Consider the following 18343-nt stretch of genomic DNA (forward strand, 5'->3'; position numbering starts at 1 on the left):
CGAGGCTCGCACCGCTGGTGGCGCGGGTAATCTGGACCCGATGACCACGACGCCTGATCAACCGGAGTCCGGCGGGCCGCAGCGCGGCAGCGGCGACGCGGCCGTGCAGGCCGCGGCCGAGCGCGCCGAGCAGACCCGCTCCCGCAACGTGCCGTTCTTCGACGACCTGCCCGGTGTCGGCGACACCGCGAACCTGCGCGAGGGCCCGGACCTGCACCAGGCCTGCCACCCCCTGCTGCCGCTGATCGGCGTGTGGCGCGGGGAGGGCGAGGCGGCGCACCCGTCCCTGGACGAGAGCTACCGGTTCCTCCAGCAGGTGACCTTCGCCCACGACGGGCGGCCGTTCCTGTTCTACGAGAGCCGCGCCTGGCGCCTCGACGGCGAGGGCGGATCGGTGGTCGGCCCCGCGTTCCGCGAGGTCGGCTGGTGGCGTCCGCAGGAGGACGAGACGATCGAGCTGCTGCTGGTGCACAGCACCGGCGTCTCGGAGATGTTCTTCGGCCGCCCGCGCAACCAGACCACCTGGGAGCTCTCCACGGACGCGGTGATCCGCACCCCGACCGCCGAGGACGCGACGGCCGCGAGCCGCCTCTACGGCGTCGTCGAGGGCTCGCTGGCCTACGTGGAGGAGCGGGCCACCTCCGAGCACGAGCTGCAGCCCCGGCTGTCCGCGAAGCTGGATCGCATCGTCGGCTGACGCGCCGCGCGTCAGTACTGGGACTCGTAGAGGTCGCCGAGCTCCTGCTGGAGTTCGGCGGTGGCCTTGATCTCGGTGCCGTCGATCGAGCGCACCTGCGTGATCAGCCGGACGCTGGAGGCCATCCACACGCCGTCCGCCTCGAACAGCTCCGCGCGGTCGATCGGCTCCACCGAGGTCTCCCAGCCCGCCTTCTCCGCCGCGCGGAACAGCGCGCCCTGGGTGGTGCCCGGCAGGATGCCCGCGTTCGGCGGCGGGGTCCGCAGGGTCCGGCCGCGCGCGACGACCACGGTGGAGGTCGGGCCCTCCAGCACCGAGCCGTCGGTCGCGGTGAACACGACCTCGTCCGCGCCGCGCCGCTCCGCCTCCCGCAGCGCGGCCATGTTCACCGCGTAGGACAGCGTCTTCGCGGACAGCAGCAACCAGGGCGCCCGGTCCTTGAGGTCCGGGGCGTAGCCGCGGTCCAGGGTGATCGCCGAGATCCCCTCGCGGCGCTTGCGCAGCGCGTCCGCGCCGACCGGGGTGCCGAGGGCGAAGCCGGTGGGCGTGCCGTCGCCGCCGTCGATCCCCCGGCTGCACACCAGCTTGAGGGCGAGTTCCCGCTCGGACTCCCACGGCCAGGCGTCGACGACGGCCCGGACGGCGCGCTCCCAGGCGGCGCGGGGCGGCGGCGGGATCTCCAGCAGCTCCCCGGAGCGCTCCAGGCGGTCGAGGTGCGGCCCCAGCTCCCGGGGCTCGCGGTCCACCACCAAGATCGTTTCGAACATGCCGTCGCCGCGGGTGACCGCCAGGTCGTCCGCGCGCAGCAGTGGCGCCTCCGGATCGGCCAACGTCCCGTCCAACAGAGCCAGTACACGCATACCCGCAGCTTAATCGCCGGTTCGCCTCCCGTTCCCGGAGGCGGTGCGGGTGCACCCCCGGGTCGGGTGAGGGGCATACGATCGGGGAGGCAACCCAGCACCGTCGAGCTCAGGAGCCAGCAGTGGGTGAGAAGGGATCGCTGCGCACCACACTGCACCGGCACGGGCTGCGGGTGACCCCGCAGCGCCAGCTGGTGCTCGACGCCGTGCGCGAGCTCGGCCACGCCACGCCCGAGCAGGTCCGCCGCCGGGTGCAGGGCACCGCGCAGACGGTGAACATCACCACGATCTACCGCGCCCTGGACGTGCTGGAGGAGATCGGGCTGGTCCGCCACACCCACCTCGGGCACGGCGCGCCGACGTACTCCGCCGACGAGCACGAGCACGTGCACCTCGTCTGCCACCGGTGCGGGGAGATCGACGAGGTGCCGTGCGAGCTGCTGGGCGACCTCGCGGCGCGGCTGCGCGAGCGGCGCGGGTTCGAGCTGGATGCCACGCACCTGGCGTTGTCGGGGACGTGCCGCGCCTGCGGCGCCTCCGATGACGTGGAACACCCGGACCGCGCGGTCGAGGAGACATCATGAACTCACCCCTGCTGGAGCTGCCCGGAGCCGTCGCGGCTCCGGAGGAGGCCTCGCTGGACACCTCGCTCGACGCGGGGGTGGCGTGGCACTTCGGCGATCCGTTCGCCGAGCAGCGGTCCGCGACGCGGGCGGCGGTTGTGGTCGACCGCTCGAACCGCCGGATCATCGCGGTCCCCGGCGAGGAGCGGCTGAGCTGGCTGCACCTGGTGCTCTCCCAGCACCTCACCGAGCTGCCCGAGGGCGCGGGGACCGAGGCGCTGGTGCTCGACAGCCAGGGCCACGTCGACTGCCACGTGCTCGTCGCGCACCACGAGGGCGTGGTCTACCTGGACACCGAGGCGGACGCGCGGGCTTCCAGCGCGTTGCCCTCGATGGGCGTCGACGGCCGGCAGCCGCTGTTCGACTACCTGGAGGCCATGCGGTTCTGGTCGAAGGTCGAGCCCCGCGAGGCCAGCGAGGAGTTCGCGCTGCTCAGCGTCCTCGGCCCGGACGCGGCGGAGCTCCTGGCGAAGGCGGGCGCGGGCGCGGCGCCGACCCGCCCGTACGAGGTGACCGGGCTGCCCGGCGGCGGATTCGCGCGGGCGGTCCCGTTCCGCGGGCTGCCCACGGTGGACCTGGTGGTGCCGCGCGAGTCCCTGGTGGACTGGTGGGTCCGGCTCACCGACGTGGGCATCCGCCCGGCGGGCACGATGGCCTACGAGGCGCTGCGCGTGGAAGCGCTGCGCCCCCGGGTCGGGCTGGACACCGACGAGCGCGCCATCCCGCACGAGATGGGCTGGATCCACACCGCCGCGCACGTGGCCAAGGGCTGCTACCGGGGTCAGGAGACCGTCGCCAAGGTGCACAACGTGGGCAAGCCGCCGCGGCGGATGGTACTGCTGCACCTCGACGGCTCGGTGGAGATCCGCCCGGAGGTCGGCGATCCGGTGCGGCACGGGGAGCGCAAGGTCGGCCGGGTGGGGTCGGTGGTGCTGCACCACGAGCTCGGCCCGGTGGCGCTGGCGCTGCTGAAGCGGACCGCGCCGGTGGATGCGGAGCTGCTCGCGGGTGATCCGGAGGAGGGCCGCGCGGTCGCCGCCGCCGTCGACCCGGACTCGGTGCCCCCGGACACCGGCGAGCCGCCGGGGCGGATCGCCGCTCAGGGCCTGCGGGGGCGCTGACGCGCGCCCGCGCGCTGCCGACCGCGTGGCCGGCGCCCCGGCGATCGGCCGCGTCACGGGCGACGACGCGCGGTGCGGGTCGCGGCGGGATTCCCTCACCCGTCCGATGGGTGGGCAACCGATCGGAATCACCGCGCCGCCGCCGCGATGTGTCAAGATCACCCCATGACGCTGTCGCCGGAACCGACGGGCACGATCCTCGCCGTCGCACCGGATCCGGGCGCGGTGTCCGGTCCGGACGCGATCGAGGGAGTGGTGCGCTCCGCGGCCGGGTGCGCCCGCGTCGGGGCGGCACTGGTGGACGTGAGCCCGCTCCCAGGAGTGCCGCTGTCCGCGCTGGTCGCCGCCGTGCGGGAGCGGACGGGCCTGCTGGTGCGGGCCACCGCCGACTCGGCGGCGGAGCTGTCGGACTGCGGTGCGGACGCGCTGTGCTGCTCGCTGGACGCGCCCGCCGAGGTGCTGCGCGAGGTGCGCGACGGGGCGCGGGACCGCGGCGCGGCGCCGCACCTGCTGGCCCGCACGGCCGCCGAGCTGGCGCGGCTCCGGGAACTCCCCGCCCCGGCGCACGTGCTGCTGCTGCTCGGGACCCCGGAGGGCCTGCCCGGCACCGTGCCCGCGTTCGCGTCCGCGATGGAGCTGGTCCCGGCGGGAACCGGACTGACCGCTGCGGGCGTCGGAGCGGCCGGGGTGCCGGTGCTGCTCACGGCGCTCGCCGCCGGGGCGCACGTCCGGATCGGCCGGGCCGACACCCCGGACTACGCCCCGGGAACGCCCGCTCGGGACGACGCGCAGCTGGTCGCGCGGGCGGCGGGCGTCGCGAAGATCGCGCAGCGGCCACCGCTCCCGCCGGAGCGGGCCGCCGCCGCACTCGGGATCAAGACGTGATGCGAGGGCACTTGCAGGACATGCACACTGGACGCACCAGCCGAGCCGGGCGCCGCGATGCCGCCGGGGCATCGAGCGTCGGCAGGCACGATCGACGGAGGATGGGCACGTGATCGAAGTCCGCCCCGGTGGGCGCCGCCGGATCGACCGGGTGCTCGACCCCGCCTACGCCGACGGGATCGAGGAGCGCCCGCTGGGAGACGTCCGCGAGCTGCGCGACGAGGCGGCCCAGGAGGAGACCGACCTGTCGTACCTGCGCCGGATGCTGCACGCGCGGATCGACATCGTGCGCGCGGAGCAGCGCAGGCGCGCCGAGAACGGCTCGACCTCGGTGGTGGACCAGCTGGTCGGCATCCTCTCGGACAACGCCGTCGGCCCCGCCGCAGGCTCCGGTCGCTACCAGAGCACCGAGCCCTCGCGGGCCGAGGCGCACCGCAGGCACGTCGAGGCGCTGGTGTCCGATGTGGATCTGTCGAACGTGACCTCGCTGACCGACGCGAAGCTGGACACCGCGCTGGCCGCCTACACCTCCGAGGAGGACTCGGTCTCGGGTCGCCGCCGCGAGGTGCAGGCGGTGGTGGACCGGTTCAACGCCGAGATCGCCCGCCGCTACCGCGAGGGCGCCGCTTCCGTGGACGACCTGCTGGCCGCCGAGCGGGACCGCAGGTGAACGCTCCGGCTCCGCTGGTCGAACTGGTGCGCGGCGGGCTGCGCGAGGGCGTGCACTTCGGCTCCGCGGTGCTGCTCGAGGCCGACGGCTCGGTGCGGACCGAGATCGGGGACGCGCGCTCCCCGATGTTCCCGCGCTCCACGGTGAAACCGGCGCAGGCGCTGGCGATGCTGCGCGCGGGCCTGGAGCTGCCCGATGACGCGGACCTCGCGTTGGGCGCGTCCTCGCACAACGGCGAGCCCGGGCACGTGGCCCGCGCGGCCGCCGTGCTGGCGCGGCACGGGCTCGACGAGGACGCGCTGCGCTGCCCGCCGGACCTGCCGATGCACGAACCGTCCCGCGAGAGCTGGCTCGCGGGCGGCGCCGGGCCGGGCAGGCTGGCGATGAACTGCTCGGGCAAGCACGCGGCGATGCTCGCGACCTGCCGGCAGCTCGGCTGGTCCACCGCCGACTACCTCGACCCGGAGCACCCGCTGCAACGCGGCGCGCGGGAGGTGGTCGCGGAGCTGTCCGGGGACCGCGTCGAGCTGACCACCGTGGACGGCTGCGGGGCGCCCCTGTTCGCGATCTCGCTGCTCGGGCTGGCCCGGTTGTTCCGCGGCCTGGTGACGGCGGACGGCCAGGCGCGCCGGGTCGCGGACGCGATGCGGGAGCACCCCTGGCTGGTCGCCGGGACCGACCGGGACGACACCGCGCTGATGACGGCGATCCCCGGACTGCTGTCGAAGATCGGCGCCGAGGGCGTGCTGGCGATGGCCCTGCCGGACGGCCGGGCGGCGGCGGTGAAGATCAGCGACGGGGCCTCCCGCGCGCGGGGCCCGGTGGCGGTCGAGGTGCTGCGCGCCTTCGGCGAGGACACCGCGAGCCCGGAGCTCCGAGCGATCGCCGAGCAGCCGGTGCTCGGCGGCGGCGAGCCGGTCGGCGTGCTCCGGGTGGTCCCAGGCGCCCTGGGCTGAACCTCGCCCCGGTCCGTCCCGCGGTCCGGGGAGCAGGACCGGAACATCGTTTCCACGCACCGGGAGGACTCGTGGCTCAGGACGTCTACACGCACGGGCATCACGAGAGCGTGCTGCGCTCGCACCGCTGGCGGACCGCGGAGAACTCGGCGGCGTACCTGCTCGCCGATCTCGCACCGGGCACGAGCGTGCTCGACGTCGGCTGCGGCCCCGGCACCATCACCCGCGACTTCGCCGCGCGAGTCTCCCCGGGCCGCGTCACCGGCGTGGACAACGCGGCGGCGGTCGTGGCGGGGGCGAGCGCCGAGGCGCCCGCGAACGCGGAGTTCCGGGTCGCGGACGTGTACGCGCTGCCGTTCCCGGACGGTTCCTTCGACGTGGTGCACGCCCACCAGGTGCTCCAGCACCTGACCGACCCGGTGGCGGCGCTGCGCGAGATGCGCCGGGTCTGCCGGCCGGGCGGGATCGTCGCCGCGCGGGACGCCGACTACGCCGCGATGACCTGGTACCCGCGCTCCCCCGCGCTGGCGGACTGGCTCGACCTCTACGAGCGGGTCGCGCGGAGCAACGGGGCCGAGCCGGACGCGGGGCGGCACCTGCTGGCCTGGGCGCGGGAAGCCGGTTTCGCGGACGTGGCGTGCTCCGCGACCGCCTGGTGCTTCGCCACCGGACCGGAGCGGGAGTGGTGGGGCGGCCTGTGGGCGGACCGGGTCCGCGAGTCCGGGTTCGCGGACCAGGCGCTCGCGCGCGAGCTGGCGACCGAGGCCGAACTGGACCGGATGGCGGCGGCCTGGCGGGAGTGGGCCCGGTCCGAGGCCGCCTGGTTCGCCGTCCTCAACGGCGAGATCCGCTGCCGCCGCTGAAGATCAGTTGTAGCGCTCGCGGGCCGCGAACTCGGACCAGAAGTCCCGCAGCGCCTCGTAGCGCTCACCGACCTCGACGGTGTCCCCGGCCTCCATCGCGTCGACGATCGCGTGCACGTCCTCGGCCGAGGTGTCGGCGTCGACGTCGGCCTCGCTCATCATCTGCACCAGGCCGCCGTAGTCGAGCTCGACCGCCGAGTGCGGGTGGAACCGCTCCAGCCAGCGGCCGGTCTCGCGCAGGATCTTGGTCGGCCCGCCGTCCCCGATGGAGTCCCGCGCCACCGCGTGCGCCCGCGCGACCCGGCGGCGGGCGTCGGCCATCGCGACCCGCCAGCACACCCGGCGCCCCGCGTCCCCGGTCTCGACCTCGCGCTCCACCGGGTCCACCAGCACGAACCACGGCAGCGGGACGGTCCAGGTGGACGACAGCACGTGCACCGCGCTCTCGGCGAGCTCGCTGACCACGGCGCTGGCCTGGTTCTTCGCCTTCTCCACCGGCAGCGCCAGCACCGCCGAGCGCAGCGGCACCTCGGCGGCGCCGAGGAACCCGACGAGCGCGGCGGCGGAGCGGCCGCGCAGGTCCAGCGGGCACACCAGCGGGCCGGGGCCCACCGTCGCGGCCGGGCCGCTCGGCACGGACCCGGGATCGAGGGTGAGCACGTCCGCGGGCGGTTCGGCCGCACCGTCGGCGCTCTCGCCCGGCAGCAGCCGGGGCGGCGCCGTCACCTGGGTCCGCAACCACCGGTCCTGCTCCCGGGTGGGGGCCACGGACGGCTTCAGCGCGCCCTGCTCCACGACGGCCGCGAGGTGCTCGCGCAACGGGGAATCGATCGACGACAGGGGTTCGTAGACCCTCAGGTAGGCGACGAACGGTTCTGGCACGGGAGTATCGTCCCATGCGCCCCGCTGGTCCCTCCGGCTACCCGCGTAGCACGGCGAGCCCAGCACCCGACGATCGCGGGCCGCCGATCCGCGATCTGGGGGGAAGGTCACGCGCGACACGGACACTCTCCACGAGACCACGTCGCGTAGAACCGCATCGGCACGGTACGGTAGTTACAGGAAAAGTTGTCGAGATCATGCGGGGCCGCCGTTCCCCTGGCCGCCCCGCACACCCTGCGCGAGGGGGTCGAGCCATGGGGCGCGGCCGGGCTAAGGCCAAGCAGACGAAGGTGGCCCGCGAGCTGAAGTACAGCTCGCCCACCATGGACGTCGATGCATTGCAGCGGGAGCTGTCCACGGAGCCGCCTGGCGGCAACTGGTCCGAGGAGGACCGCGACGGCACATACGACGACGGGTACGACGACTACCGGCGTTGACGACACGTGCGCACCGAGTGGACGTGAACGATGTCCACTCGGTGCTCTTGTGTCGCCGGTAGGCGTCGTAGCCTTCCCGTCGTCTCCGCAGGGCGAGACGCAACAGCTGGTGGGTCCTGTCGAAACAGGCCCGCGCGGTACCCATCCGGGGTGATCTCATCCCGGGCGAGCACCGCGCGGGCACCGCAGGCCGATGATCTCGCCAATCCCCCGCGCGCGTTGCGCGCGAAATCACCGGTCGTTCACCGCGATGTCGTTCCCGGTACCTCGGATCGAGCCCGGCCCCGGGAGAAGCAGGGGCCGGTGTGCGGGCCGCCTCTCGGCGGGTGGCACTGCAGGGCTCCAGCCGAGCGGTATTCCCTGCAGGCGGTAGTTGGAGCCCGGGGGCACGCGCACACCGACCAATCCCTGCAACGGGCCGAGCCCGCCCGGCATTCCCGCTCGCTCCTGATTCCGGCGCACGACGCGCGGACGGGCCGCGACCAGCGGTCGCGGCCCGTCCCGGAGAGCGAGTGCGTCAGAAGCGCGGGTGGTTGCCGCGGAGGACGACCCGCTGGTCCTCGTCGGCCTCCTCCACCGAGGGCTGCTTGGCGACCTCGCCGAGCACCCAGGCGGGCACGTGCCGGGCGGTGAGCACCGCGAGCGCGCGGTCCACGTCCTCGGCGGTGACCACGGCGACCATGCCGACGCCCATGTTGAACGTCCGCTCCATCTCCTCGGTCTCGACCCGGCCGCGCTGGGCGATCAGGCGGAACACCGGGTCCGGGGTCCAGCTCCCGCGATCGAGCACGGCCGTGAGCCCGGGCGGGACGACCCGCGCCAGGTTCGCCGCGAGGCCGCCGCCGGTGACGTGGGCGAAGGTCCGCACCTCCGTCTCGGCGGCCAGCGCCAGGCAGTCCTTGGCGTAGATCCTGGTGGGTTCGAGCAGCTGCTCGCCGAGGGTGCGGCCGAACTCCTCCACGTGGCCGGTCAGCGGCATCCGGGCCAGCTCCAGCAGCACGTGCCTGGCCAGCGAGTAGCCGTTGGAGTGCAGGCCCGAGGAACCCATTCCGATGACGACGTCACCGGGCCGGACCCGGTCCGGTCCGAGCATCGCGTTCGCCTCGACGACGCCGACGCCGGTCGCGGAGATGTCGTACTCGCCGGGCGCCATCATGCCGGGGTGCTCGGCGGTCTCCCCGCCCAGCAGGGCGCAGCCGGCCTGCACGCAGCCCTCGGAGACGCCCTTGACCAGGTCGGCGATCCGCTCCGGCACGACCTGGCCGACAGCGATGTAGTCCTGCAGGAACAGCGGCTCGGCGCCGCAGACGACCAGGTCGTCCACGACCATCGCGACCAGGTCGATGCCGACCGTGTCGTGCTTGTCGAGGGCCTGGGCCACCGCGAGCTTGGTACCGACGCCGTCGGTGGACGAGGCCAGCACCGGTTCGGTCCAGCGGTCCAGCTTGAGCTGGAACAGGCCCGCGAAGCCGCCCAGCGACCCCAGCACCTCCGGCCTGCTCGCCCGCTTCGCCCAGGGAAGCATCCGCTGCACTGCCTCGTCGCCCGCTTCGATGCTCACCCCCGCGCTCGCGTAGGTGGCCTTCTCCGACCCGGTGGCTCTGGAACCTGCGAGCAGGTCTTCGGACACGACTGACTCCATGATGTGCGTTTGCTGTTGGTGGGCGCGCGGTCCTCGCGGCCCCGGCGGTGGTGAGCCTCCCGGCCCCCGGCGACGTGGGGCTTCCCGCACTGGCCCCGAACCCCTGCCTACCACAGGCGCACCCGCCGATCCCCGCTCCGCTGCGCGGATTCCCGGTGAGCGCCGACTCGACGCGCCGACGGCCGAGCCCGGGTCGGCCGGACGGCGGCACCACGCTACGCGGCGCGCCGCACCGACCGGTCGTTCAGGGCCTGCGCAGCGCGTCCGCGCCGCCGTAGCCGCTGCTGAGGACCGGCTCGGCCGGCCCCGCGACGCCCTTCTCCTGCCCGCCGGGCACGCCTTCGAGCAGGTACTTGCCGAGCTGGGTCTCCTCCGGCAGCGGGATCGGGTAGTGCCCGTCGAAGCACGCCGCGCACAACCGGGTGCGGGGCTGCTCGGTGGCCGAGATCAGGCCGTCCAGCGAGACGTAGCCGAGGCTGTCCGCACCGATGGAGCGGCGGATCCCGTCGTTGTCGGTGCCGTTGGCGATGAGCTCGGCGCGGGAGGCGAAGTCGATGCCGTAGAAGCACGGCCACTTCACCGGCGGCGAGGCGATCCGCACGTGCACCTCGATCGCGCCCGCCTCGCGCAGCATCCGCACCAGGGCGCGCTGCGTGTTGCCGCGCACGATCGAGTCGTCCACGACGACGAGCCGCTTGCCGCGGATGACCTCGCGCAGCGGGTTCAGCTTGAGCCGGATGCCCAGCTGGCGGATGGTCTGCGAGGGCTGGATGAAGGTGCGCCCCACGTAGGAGTTCTTCACCAGCCCGTTCGCGTAGTCGATGCCGGAGGCCTGCGCGTAGCCGATCGCGGCGGGCGTGCCGGACTCGGGCACCGGGATGACCAGGTCGGCCTCGACGGGGTGCTCGCGGGCGAGCTTGCGGCCGATCTCCACCCGGGTGCTGTTGACCGAGCGCCCGGAGATCGCCGTGTCGGGCCGGGCCAGGTAGACGTACTCGAAGATGCAGCCCTTCGGCTTCGGGTGCGCGAAGTGCTGGGAGCGCAGCCCGTCGGCGTCGATCGCGAGCAGTTCGCCCGGCTCGACCTCGCGGACGAAGGAGGCGCCGACGATGTCGAGGGCGGCGGTCTCGCTGGCCACCACCCAGCCGCGCTCCAGCCTGCCCAGCACGAGCGGCCGCACGCCCTGCGGGTCCCGGGCCGCGTACAGGGTGGACTCGTCGGAGAACACCATCGAGAACGCGCCCTGCACGGTGGGGAACAGCTCCATCGCGGCCTGTTCGATGCCCTTGTCCGCGGCGCGCGCGGCCAGCAGCCCGCACACCAGGTCGGAGTCCGTGGTGGCCCGGTCGCACGCGGAGGCGGGCGAGGAGCTGTTCGCGGAGACGGTGTCGACGCCCTCGGCGACGATCCGCTCCCGCAGCTCCGCGGTGTTCACCAGGTTGCCGTTGTGCCCCAGCGCCAGGCCGCTGCCGGAGGCGGTGGTGCGGAACGTGGGCTGGGCGTTCTCCCAGCTCGCGCCGCCGGTCGTGGAGTAGCGGTTGTGCCCCACGGCGACGTGACCGCGCAACGAGGCGAGCACCTGCTCGTCGAACACCTGGCTGACGAGGCCCAGGTCCTTGTAGACCAGCACCTGCGAGCCGTCGCCCACGGCGATGCCCGCGGCCTCCTGGCCGCGGTGCTGGAGTGCGAACAGGCCGTAGAACGAGAGCTTGGCGACTTCCTCGCCAGGCGCCCAGACGCCGAAGACGCCGCACTCCTCGTGCGGGACGTCCTGCTCGAACGGGTCGATGTGAGGCGCCGAGCCCGACGCGGGGGAGGCACTGCCGTCTGTCCGGTCGAAGACCACCGGGAACTCCCTAGGACGGAGGCGGAAGTTACACCTCAGTGTAAACGGGTCGCGAAGCCCCGATGACCGCCCGCCTCTCCGGAACGCCCCGCGCGTCCCGCTCCACCAGGTCCTTCACCGCCGTGACGGCGCCGTTGTGACCCCGGTCATCGTTCCGGGCGCTCACTACGGGTGCTCGGTCGGTGCCGGGCGGTGTCGGTCAGCCGGTGCGCACCAGCGGGAGCCAGGGGTCCAGGTCGGCCCGGGAACCGGAGGCGCTGACGGCACCGGCGGCGACCGCGCTCGCGAAGCCCAGCCGCCCGGTGGCCAGCAGCAGCCAGGTCCGGGGATCGGTCTCGATCACGTTCGGCGGGGTCCCCCGGGTGTGCTCGGGGCCCGCGACGCACTGCACGGCCGCGAACGGCGGCACCCGCACCTCGACCGAGCGGCCGGGCGCGAGCGCCTCCAGCGTGCGCAGGCTGAGCCGGACCGCGGCCGCGATCGCGGGCCGCGCCGGCCGCGCCTCCTCGTCCGCCAGCCACGGGCCGATCGCGTCGATCGCCGCGCGCAGTTCGTGCGGGTCCACCCGCCGCCGAGCCATGCCCCGCAGCTTCTCATCCGCCCCGCCGGGCCCGGGCCTCGATCCCGGCCGGGCCGCGACGGTCTAGAGCCAGCCGAGCTTGACCGCCTGCATCCCGGCCTGGAAGCGGGTCTCGACGCCGAGCCGCGCGACCAGCTCCCGCACCCGGCGGTGAGCGGTGCGGGCGCTGAAGCCCATCAGTCTGCCGATGGTGTCGTCGGTGGCGCCGGAGGCCAGCAGCGACAGGATCCAGCGCTCCTCCTCCGAAGGCTGGTCGTCGCCCGCGAGATGTTCCCGCTCGCAGGTGAAGGGGGCGGCGAACCGCCACAGGTCCTCGAAGATCCGCGTTACCGCGACGAGCATGGCCGAGCTGCGGATCACGACCGCGCTCTCCACGGTCTGCTCGCTGGCGGTCAGCGGCAGCAGCGCCACCTCGCCGTCCACCACGATCATCTTCGTCGGCGCCGCGTGGACCACGCGGGCCTGCTCGCCGAGCGCCACCAGCCGCGAGGTCAGCTCCAGCTGGGGGGAGCGGGCCAGCGCCGATCGGTCGTAGAGCACCTGGTACTCGACGCCCTCGGCGAGCTTGCGGGCCTCCAGCGAATCCAGCGAGCCGGTCGCGGCGTACGGCGGCTTGGCCACGCCCTGCACCAGTTCGGTGGCGCTGCGTTGCAGCTCGTAGGCGGCCCAGCCGACGCGGCGCGCGCCGTGCACGACCTGCAGGACACCGCCCGCGCCGGCCTGCGCCTTGGCGGCGCGGGCGACGGACTCGACCGCCTCCCGCGCCTCCGCCGGGGAGCGGACGGCGCGTTCCGCGTCGGTAGCGGCCCGGGCGGGAACGGCCCCGTCCGGGGAGATCGGCTGTGCGCGCTCAGGCGCCTCGGTGTATCCGGATAACACGGCACACCCCTTCGTGACGTGCCTTCACAGGCTCAGTCGGACCGCGAGCGGATCTTGGTCTGGACCAGTTCTGCGAGAGGCAGCGAGCGGCCCCCTCGATCACGAACGTAACCATCCCGAGATCGTTCCGGGAACCCACTTTTGCCGTAGGGGGCAGGTCAACCTTTGTGGAGCGCCATTCGGCGGCGCCCCGTGCTGCGCCGAACGCCCGAGGGGCCGGATCCCGGCCCGGTCGGCGGTGGACCGCGCGGGGACCGGCGTGCCGGAACCGGTCGTCGACCGGTTCCCGGAGCGGTCGACGAACGCGGCGAGCCCGGAGCCGGGAGCGTTCGCCGGTCCGGCGGGGACTCCCCGGGCGGGGACCGGCGTGCCGCCGATCAGGTCGCGGCGACCCAGCGGCGGAGCTTGAGCCGGACGGCCTCCACGTACTCGGCGGGCAGTTCGGCCGGCTCGTCCCGGGCCGCCGGGACGTCCGGGGCCGGCTCCACGGGCGTCACGCCGTACTCCAGGCCGTAGTAGAGGTAGAGCGCGTGCTCCTGCTCGCGGAGCAGATCGCCGTCGTCGAGCGCGACGTGCGGCGCGCCGCGCACCGTGTCCTTGAGCACCGAGACGGTCAGCGTGTCCCCGTCGAAGGCGGCGCCGTCCAGCGGCACGAAGCTCTCGTTGGTGCCGAACAGGCCGGTCTGCACGGTGATCCAGGCGGGCTGCTCGGTGTCCTCGTCCAGGAACAGCTGCCCGACGATGCCGACCCGGTGCCCCGCCGGATCGAAGACCTCGCACCCGAACAGGTGCAGTGCTTCCCGCTGACCGATCATGCTCGACCGCCTCCCCGAACTCGCCGCCCGCCCAGTCTGCCCCGGCGGCGGTAGCGGCGGCACCTCGGAAAGGTGGATGCGCGACCAGCACGAGTGGTCTCGACCCGGCGCGCGAACCCGTTGCGGTGGAGGCGAATCCGGCGCGTCCGGCCGGGATGGACGGACCCGGCGCGCCCTCCGCCCGGCGGCGGCCGGTAGAACTGGGCACGCTCGACGGGTGCACGAGCGGCGGCAGGCCGCCCACCCGGACCGAGCGCTCCACCCCAGCGATGAAGGACGTCAGCCCCATGTCAGAGCAACCCGACCGCCCCGGACCGCCGCCGATCACCGACGAGATGCGGGAGCAGGCCAGGCAGACTCCGAACAGCTGGCTCTACATCGTCGACCCCGGTTACCAGGATTCCGGCGACGACGTCCCGCCGGAGGGCGTCGTCGGCGCCTACCACATCGACGCCGAGGGCGAGATCGATCCGGAGTTCCAGTACAACGACGAGTACGAACCCTCGGACCTCACCTTCGCGCTGCCGGAGCCGGTCAACGAGCTGGAGCGGGTGCTGCACCGGATCGCCACCGGCGAGGCTCCGGACACCGAGCTCGCGCCCGCCGTGCTCGCCGCCGACGTGCTGCTCTACGACCCGGAGGACGGCGCGGGCGAGCCCGCGGTCTACGTCGCCGAGCTCGACGACGGCTCCCAGCTGGTTCCGGCGTGCACCTCGCCGGAGCGGGTGCCGGAGAGCTGGCCGGGCTCGCGCCGGGTCCCCGGGGCGATGCTCCCGGAGCTGCTGGACGGGCTGGACCTGGGGCTGAACCTGGACGACGCGGTGCGCGCCGTGATCCCGCACCACGTCCTCCTCGACACCGCCGCCCCGAACTGACGACCGGTGCCCCGTTCGCCCGGGTCGCGGCGAACGGGGCACCCAGCTGACCCGGTGGGTGCGAAGTGCCTAACCTCGGCGGGGTGAGCGATCTCCCCGCCGGTCCGGCCGGCCCCATCGAGAACTACGCGCTGCTCTCGGACCTGCGCACCGCCGCGCTCGTCGGCCTCGACGGATCGGTGGACTGGCTGTGCCTGCCGCGGTTCGACTCGCCGTCCTGCTTCAGCCGCCTGCTCGGCGACGACCGGGACGGGCACTGGCAGATCAGCCCGGCCGAGCCGATCCGCGAGGTGCACCGCCGCTACCGGGACAACTCGCTGGTGGTCGAGACCTGCTTCCACACCGACGGCGGAGTCTTCCGGCTGATCGACAGCATGCCCCCGCACGAGAAGAACCAGCACGACCCGCCGAGCCTGGTCCGGGTCGTGGAGGGCGTCTCCGGCGAGGTGGACGTGCGGCTGCGCTGGATCGTGCGCTTCGCCTACGGCGATTCGGTCCCGTGGGTGAGCCACGTCCGCCAGGCCCGCCCGGAGCGCGACGAGTACGTGCTCGCCCTCGCGGGCCCGCACGCGGTGGTGCTGCGCGGTGAGCTGCTGCCGCAGCGGGTGCCGAACGAGCGGGCGCACGAGCTCGTCTTCACGCTCCGCGAGGGCCAGACCCGCTCCTGGGTGATGCAGTGGAGCAGCGATCCCGACGAGATCCCGCCGCCGATGGACCCCGCGCAGGAGACCCGGGACAGCGAGGACTTCTGGCACGAGTGGAGCGAGCGCATCCACTACGACGGCCCGCACCGGGAGGCGGTGTTCCGCTCGCTGGCCACGCTCAAGGCGCTCACCTACGCGCCCACCGGCGGCATGGTCGCCGCCCCCACCACCTCGCTCCCGGAGTCGCCGGGCGGGGACCGGAACTGGGACTACCGCTACTGCTGGCTGCGGGACGCGACGCTGGTGCTCCTGGCGCTGGACAACTTCGGCTGCTCCGACGAGGCCGCGGCCTGGCGGCGGTGGCTGGTGCGCGCCGTCGCGGGCGACCCGGCGGACGTGCAGATCATGTACGGGGTCGGCGGGGAGCGGCACCTGCTGGAGTGGGAGCTGGACTGGCTGTCCGGCTACCAGGGCTCGCTGCCGGTGCGCGTCGGCAACGGCGCCTACCGGCAGCGACAGCTCGACGTCTACGGCGAGGTGATGGACGTGCTGCACCTGGCCCGGGAGCGCGGCCTGACCGAGGACGCCGACTCCTGGGCGTTGCAGCGCGGGATGCTCAAGCACCTGGAGACGATCTGGCAGCAGCCGGACAAGGGGCTGTGGGAGGTCCGCGGGCCGGACCGCCACTTCACGCACTCCCGGGTGATGGTGTGGGTCGCCTTCGACCGCGCGATCCGCGCCGTCGAGGAGGACGGCCTGCCGGGTCCGGTGCACCGCTGGCGGGAGATCCGCGACGCCGTGCGCGCCGAGGTGCTGGAGAAGGGCTGGAACTCGGAGCTCGGCTCGTTCACCCAGTACTACGGCGGGACCGAGCTGGACGCGGCGACGCTGCTGATCCCGTCGGTGGGCTTCCTGCCAGCCGACGACGAACGGGTGCTCGGCACGATCCGAGCGGTGGAGCGGGAGCTGCGGCACGGTCCGCTGGTGGACCGCTACTCCACCACCGAGGGCGACCACGAGGTCGACGGCCTCAGCGGCCGGGAGGGCTCGTTCCTGGCGTGCTCGTTCTGGCTGGTGGACGCGCTGGCGCTGAGCGGGCGCCGCGAGGAGGCCGAGGAGATGTTCGGCGAGCTGGTGGCGCTCGCCAACGACGTCGGCCTCTACGCCGAGGAGATCGACGCGGAGTCCGGCCGCTTCACGGGGAACTTCCCGCAGGCCTTCAGCCACCTGGGACTGGTCAATTCGGCCGCGGTCCTGCACGGCGGGCACACTCGGGACGAGTCCAGCAGGCGCAACGGGAAGGGGTCGCGGTGAAGGCGGCGACGGTGGTGCCGGGCCGACCGGAGTCGGCGGGGGTGTCAGACCTGCCGGAGCCGAGCCCGGACGCGGGCGAACTGCTGGTGGACGGCCTGCTGGCCGGTTCCTGCGCGACCGATCACGACGTGGTGCACGCCTCGCACGGAGCGCTGCCACCGGGACAGGACCGGTTGGTGCTGTTCCACGAATCCCTCGGCCGGGTGCGCCACGCCCCCGCGATCAGCGGGTTCGCCGAGGGGGATCACGTGGTGGGCGTGGTGCGCCGCCCCGACCCGGAGCCGTGCCCGGCCTGCGCGGCGGGGCAGTGGGACTTCTGCCTCAACGGCGGCTACACCGAGTGCGGGATCAAGGAGCTGCACGGCTTCGGCTCGCAGCGCTGGACCATCGAACCCCGTTTCGCGATCAAGGTCCCGGCGTCGCTGGGCGACGCGGGCGTGCTCACCGAGCCCGCTTCGGTGGTGGCGAAGGCCTGGGAGCAGGCCGAGCTGATCGGCCGCCGGGCCTACTACGCGCCGCGGCACGCGCTGGTCACCGGTGCCGGGGCGATCGGGCTGCTCGGCGCGCTGCTCGGGGTGCAGCGCGGGCTGGACGTGCACGTGCTGGACCGGATGACCGAGGGCCCGAAGCCGGAGCTGGTGCGGCGGCTGGGCGCGACCTACCACACCTCGCTGGACGACCTGGGCTGCGAACCGGACGTGGTGATCGAGGCGACCGGGGCGGGCGAGGTGGTGTTCGACGTGCTCCGCCGGACCGCGCGCAACGCGATCACGGTGCTCACCGGCATCGCCGGGCACGACCGGACGCTGCCGATCCCCGCCGGGGCGATCAACGACGAGCTGGTGCTGGACAACGACGTGGTGGTGGGCAGCGTCAACGCGAACCTGCGGCACTACCAGCTGGCGGTGCGGGCCCTCGCCGAGGCCGACCAGTCCTGGCTCGGCGACCTGATCAACCGCCGGGTGCCGCTGAGCTCCTGGACCGACGTGCTCACCCGGCAGGACACCGACGTGAAGCCCGTGGTGGATCTGCGGGCCTGATCGCCTTCCCTGCGGCGGGCGGTGCGCCGCGGCGAGCCCGCGCCGGAGACCGGCGCGGGCTCGTCCCGCCGCGTTCCGGATCAGAACGCGACGACGCCCTGCGGGGAGGGCTGCAGCGTGCCGACCTGGAAGCTCTTGATCGGGAGCTCCACCGGGCTGTCGCCGCCGTCGAGGTCCTTCACGTCGACGTTCACCTCGCCCGCCATGTCGGACGGGGCCGCGGTGAAGCCGGAGGCGACCTGCGCGTCCGGGTCGCCCTGGCCGCTGAGCTCGACCTTGACGCCGGAGAAGGCGGACCGGCCGGGCTCCAGGGTGATGTCCTGCGGCGGGCCCGGGTGGTCGAGGCGCTCGCCCTCCGCGTCGGTCGGCTGGTTCGCCATGTTCAGCGGGGTGAGGTCGACCCAGCCGCCGATCTCGCAGGACTTCTCCGAGGTGTTCTTCATCTCCAGCAGGAACACGCCGCCGTTGGGCTGGGGCTGCAGGGTGATCTCGAAGTCCTCCGCCGCGCAGTTGGACGCGGAGATGTCGTCGTGGGTCCCGCTCGCGTGGTCTCCCGCGCCGGCCGCGGTGCTGGTCGCGGCGTCGGTGCCCGGGGTCTCCGGCGTCGCCGCGGAGTTCGTGGCGGCCTGGCCGCCGCACCCGGCGAGCAGCAGCGCGCCCCCGGCCAGGGCCGTCGCGACAACTGCCGTGCGAGTCCGCTTCACCATCGTTCAA

Annotated in this window: 19 protein-coding genes; 11 read left to right on the top strand and 8 right to left on the bottom strand. The window is 73.9% G+C overall.

What is annotated here, in order from left to right; all coding sequences use genetic code 11:
- The first annotated feature begins 40 nt into the window (after window positions 1-40).
- Entirely contained in the window at window positions 41-697 is a 657-nt protein-coding gene (locus tag ACL03H_RS14425) for a heme-binding beta-barrel domain-containing protein (RefSeq protein ID WP_412811722.1), read from the top strand.
- Between the two features lie 11 nt (window positions 698-708).
- Here the strand turns inward: ACL03H_RS14425 and ACL03H_RS14430 are convergent, their stop codons facing one another.
- Window positions 709-1557: an aminodeoxychorismate lyase gene (locus tag ACL03H_RS14430; protein WP_412811723.1), complete on the bottom strand. Its 849-nt coding sequence runs from the start codon at window positions 1555-1557 to the stop codon at window positions 709-711.
- A 122-nt stretch (window positions 1558-1679) separates the two neighbouring features.
- Here ACL03H_RS14430 and ACL03H_RS14435 point away from each other — a divergent pair, with 122 nt between their 5' ends.
- From ACL03H_RS14435 to ACL03H_RS14460, 6 genes are all read left to right on the top strand, one after another.
- Entirely contained in the window at window positions 1680-2141 is a 462-nt protein-coding gene (locus ACL03H_RS14435; protein WP_412811724.1) for a Fur family transcriptional regulator, read from the top strand.
- The gene (ygfZ, locus tag ACL03H_RS14440; RefSeq protein ID WP_412811725.1) at window positions 2138-3301 is read left to right on the top strand and encodes a CAF17-like 4Fe-4S cluster assembly/insertion protein YgfZ; all 1164 of its coding nucleotides are present in this window, start codon (window positions 2138-2140) and stop codon (window positions 3299-3301) included. The genes ACL03H_RS14435 and ygfZ overlap by 4 nt, the downstream gene beginning before the upstream one ends.
- A 165-nt stretch (window positions 3302-3466) precedes the next feature.
- Complete coding sequence (locus ACL03H_RS14445; RefSeq protein WP_412811726.1) at window positions 3467-4186, top strand: 3-keto-5-aminohexanoate cleavage protein; 720 nt, start codon at window positions 3467-3469, stop codon at window positions 4184-4186.
- A gap of 109 nt (window positions 4187-4295) precedes the next feature.
- Window positions 4296-4856: an RsiG family protein gene (locus ACL03H_RS14450; protein ID WP_412811727.1), complete on the top strand. Its 561-nt coding sequence runs from the start codon at window positions 4296-4298 to the stop codon at window positions 4854-4856.
- Window positions 4853-5812: an asparaginase gene (locus ACL03H_RS14455; RefSeq protein ID WP_412811728.1), complete on the top strand. Its 960-nt coding sequence runs from the start codon at window positions 4853-4855 to the stop codon at window positions 5810-5812. The genes ACL03H_RS14450 and ACL03H_RS14455 overlap by 4 nt, the downstream gene beginning before the upstream one ends.
- 71 nt (window positions 5813-5883) lie before the next feature.
- Window positions 5884-6675, top strand: coding sequence for a methyltransferase domain-containing protein (locus tag ACL03H_RS14460; RefSeq protein WP_412811729.1), 792 nt, complete (start codon window positions 5884-5886; stop codon window positions 6673-6675).
- Between the two features lie 3 nt (window positions 6676-6678).
- On the opposite strand, the gene ACL03H_RS14465 is transcribed toward ACL03H_RS14460, so the two are convergent.
- A complete protein-coding gene (locus ACL03H_RS14465) occupies window positions 6679-7557 on the bottom strand; it encodes a hypothetical protein (protein WP_412811730.1) in 879 nt (292 codons plus the stop codon).
- Window positions 7558-7811: 254 nt separating this feature from the next.
- On the opposite strand from ACL03H_RS14465, the gene ACL03H_RS14470 reads away from it, so the two are divergent.
- A complete protein-coding gene (locus ACL03H_RS14470; protein ID WP_412811731.1) occupies window positions 7812-7994 on the top strand; it encodes a DUF3073 domain-containing protein in 183 nt (60 codons plus the stop codon).
- A 517-nt stretch (window positions 7995-8511) separates the two neighbouring features.
- Here ACL03H_RS14470 and purM read toward each other — a convergent pair.
- The 5 genes from purM to ACL03H_RS14495 all read right to left on the bottom strand — a co-directional run bounded on the left by purM (window position 8512) and on the right by ACL03H_RS14495 (window position 13756).
- Window positions 8512-9636: a phosphoribosylformylglycinamidine cyclo-ligase gene (gene purM / locus ACL03H_RS14475; RefSeq protein ID WP_412811732.1), complete on the bottom strand. Its 1125-nt coding sequence runs from the start codon at window positions 9634-9636 to the stop codon at window positions 8512-8514.
- Window positions 9637-9880: 244 nt separating this feature from the next.
- Window positions 9881-11425, bottom strand: a complete 1545-nt coding sequence (purF, locus tag ACL03H_RS14480; RefSeq protein WP_412811792.1) for an amidophosphoribosyltransferase — start codon at window positions 11423-11425, stop codon at window positions 9881-9883.
- Window positions 11426-11681: 256 nt separating this feature from the next.
- Complete coding sequence (locus ACL03H_RS14485) at window positions 11682-12062, bottom strand: sterol carrier family protein (protein WP_412811733.1); 381 nt, start codon at window positions 12060-12062, stop codon at window positions 11682-11684.
- A gap of 63 nt (window positions 12063-12125) precedes the next feature.
- Window positions 12126-12941 (bottom strand): DNA-binding response regulator, encoded by an 816-nt coding sequence (locus ACL03H_RS14490; RefSeq protein WP_412811734.1) that lies wholly within the window; start codon window positions 12939-12941, stop codon window positions 12126-12128.
- A 377-nt stretch (window positions 12942-13318) separates the two neighbouring features.
- On the bottom strand, window positions 13319-13756 hold the full coding sequence (locus ACL03H_RS14495; RefSeq protein WP_412811735.1) for a PRC-barrel domain-containing protein: 438 nt from the start codon (window positions 13754-13756) through the stop codon (window positions 13319-13321).
- Window positions 13757-14043: 287 nt separating this feature from the next.
- On the opposite strand from ACL03H_RS14495, the gene ACL03H_RS14500 reads away from it, so the two are divergent.
- The 3 genes from ACL03H_RS14500 (at window position 14044) to ACL03H_RS14510 (ending at window position 17629) form a co-directional block, all read left to right on the top strand.
- A complete protein-coding gene (locus tag ACL03H_RS14500; RefSeq protein WP_412811736.1) occupies window positions 14044-14631 on the top strand; it encodes a type VII secretion system-associated protein in 588 nt (195 codons plus the stop codon).
- A gap of 83 nt (window positions 14632-14714) precedes the next feature.
- Window positions 14715-16589 (top strand): glycoside hydrolase family 15 protein, encoded by a 1875-nt coding sequence (locus ACL03H_RS14505; protein ID WP_412811737.1) that lies wholly within the window; start codon window positions 14715-14717, stop codon window positions 16587-16589.
- Window positions 16586-17629: a glucose 1-dehydrogenase gene (locus ACL03H_RS14510; protein ID WP_412811738.1), complete on the top strand. Its 1044-nt coding sequence runs from the start codon at window positions 16586-16588 to the stop codon at window positions 17627-17629. The genes ACL03H_RS14505 and ACL03H_RS14510 overlap by 4 nt, the downstream gene beginning before the upstream one ends.
- Window positions 17630-17709: 80 nt before the next feature.
- Here the strand turns inward: ACL03H_RS14510 and ACL03H_RS14515 are convergent, their stop codons facing one another.
- Window positions 17710-18336 (bottom strand): DUF4232 domain-containing protein, encoded by a 627-nt coding sequence (locus ACL03H_RS14515; protein WP_412811739.1) that lies wholly within the window; start codon window positions 18334-18336, stop codon window positions 17710-17712.
- Between the last annotated feature and the right edge of the window lie 7 nt (window positions 18337-18343).

The sequence above is a fragment of the Saccharopolyspora antibiotica genome (assembly GCF_047200635.1).
Taxonomy (GTDB): Bacteria; Actinomycetota; Actinomycetes; order Mycobacteriales; family Pseudonocardiaceae; genus Saccharopolyspora_C.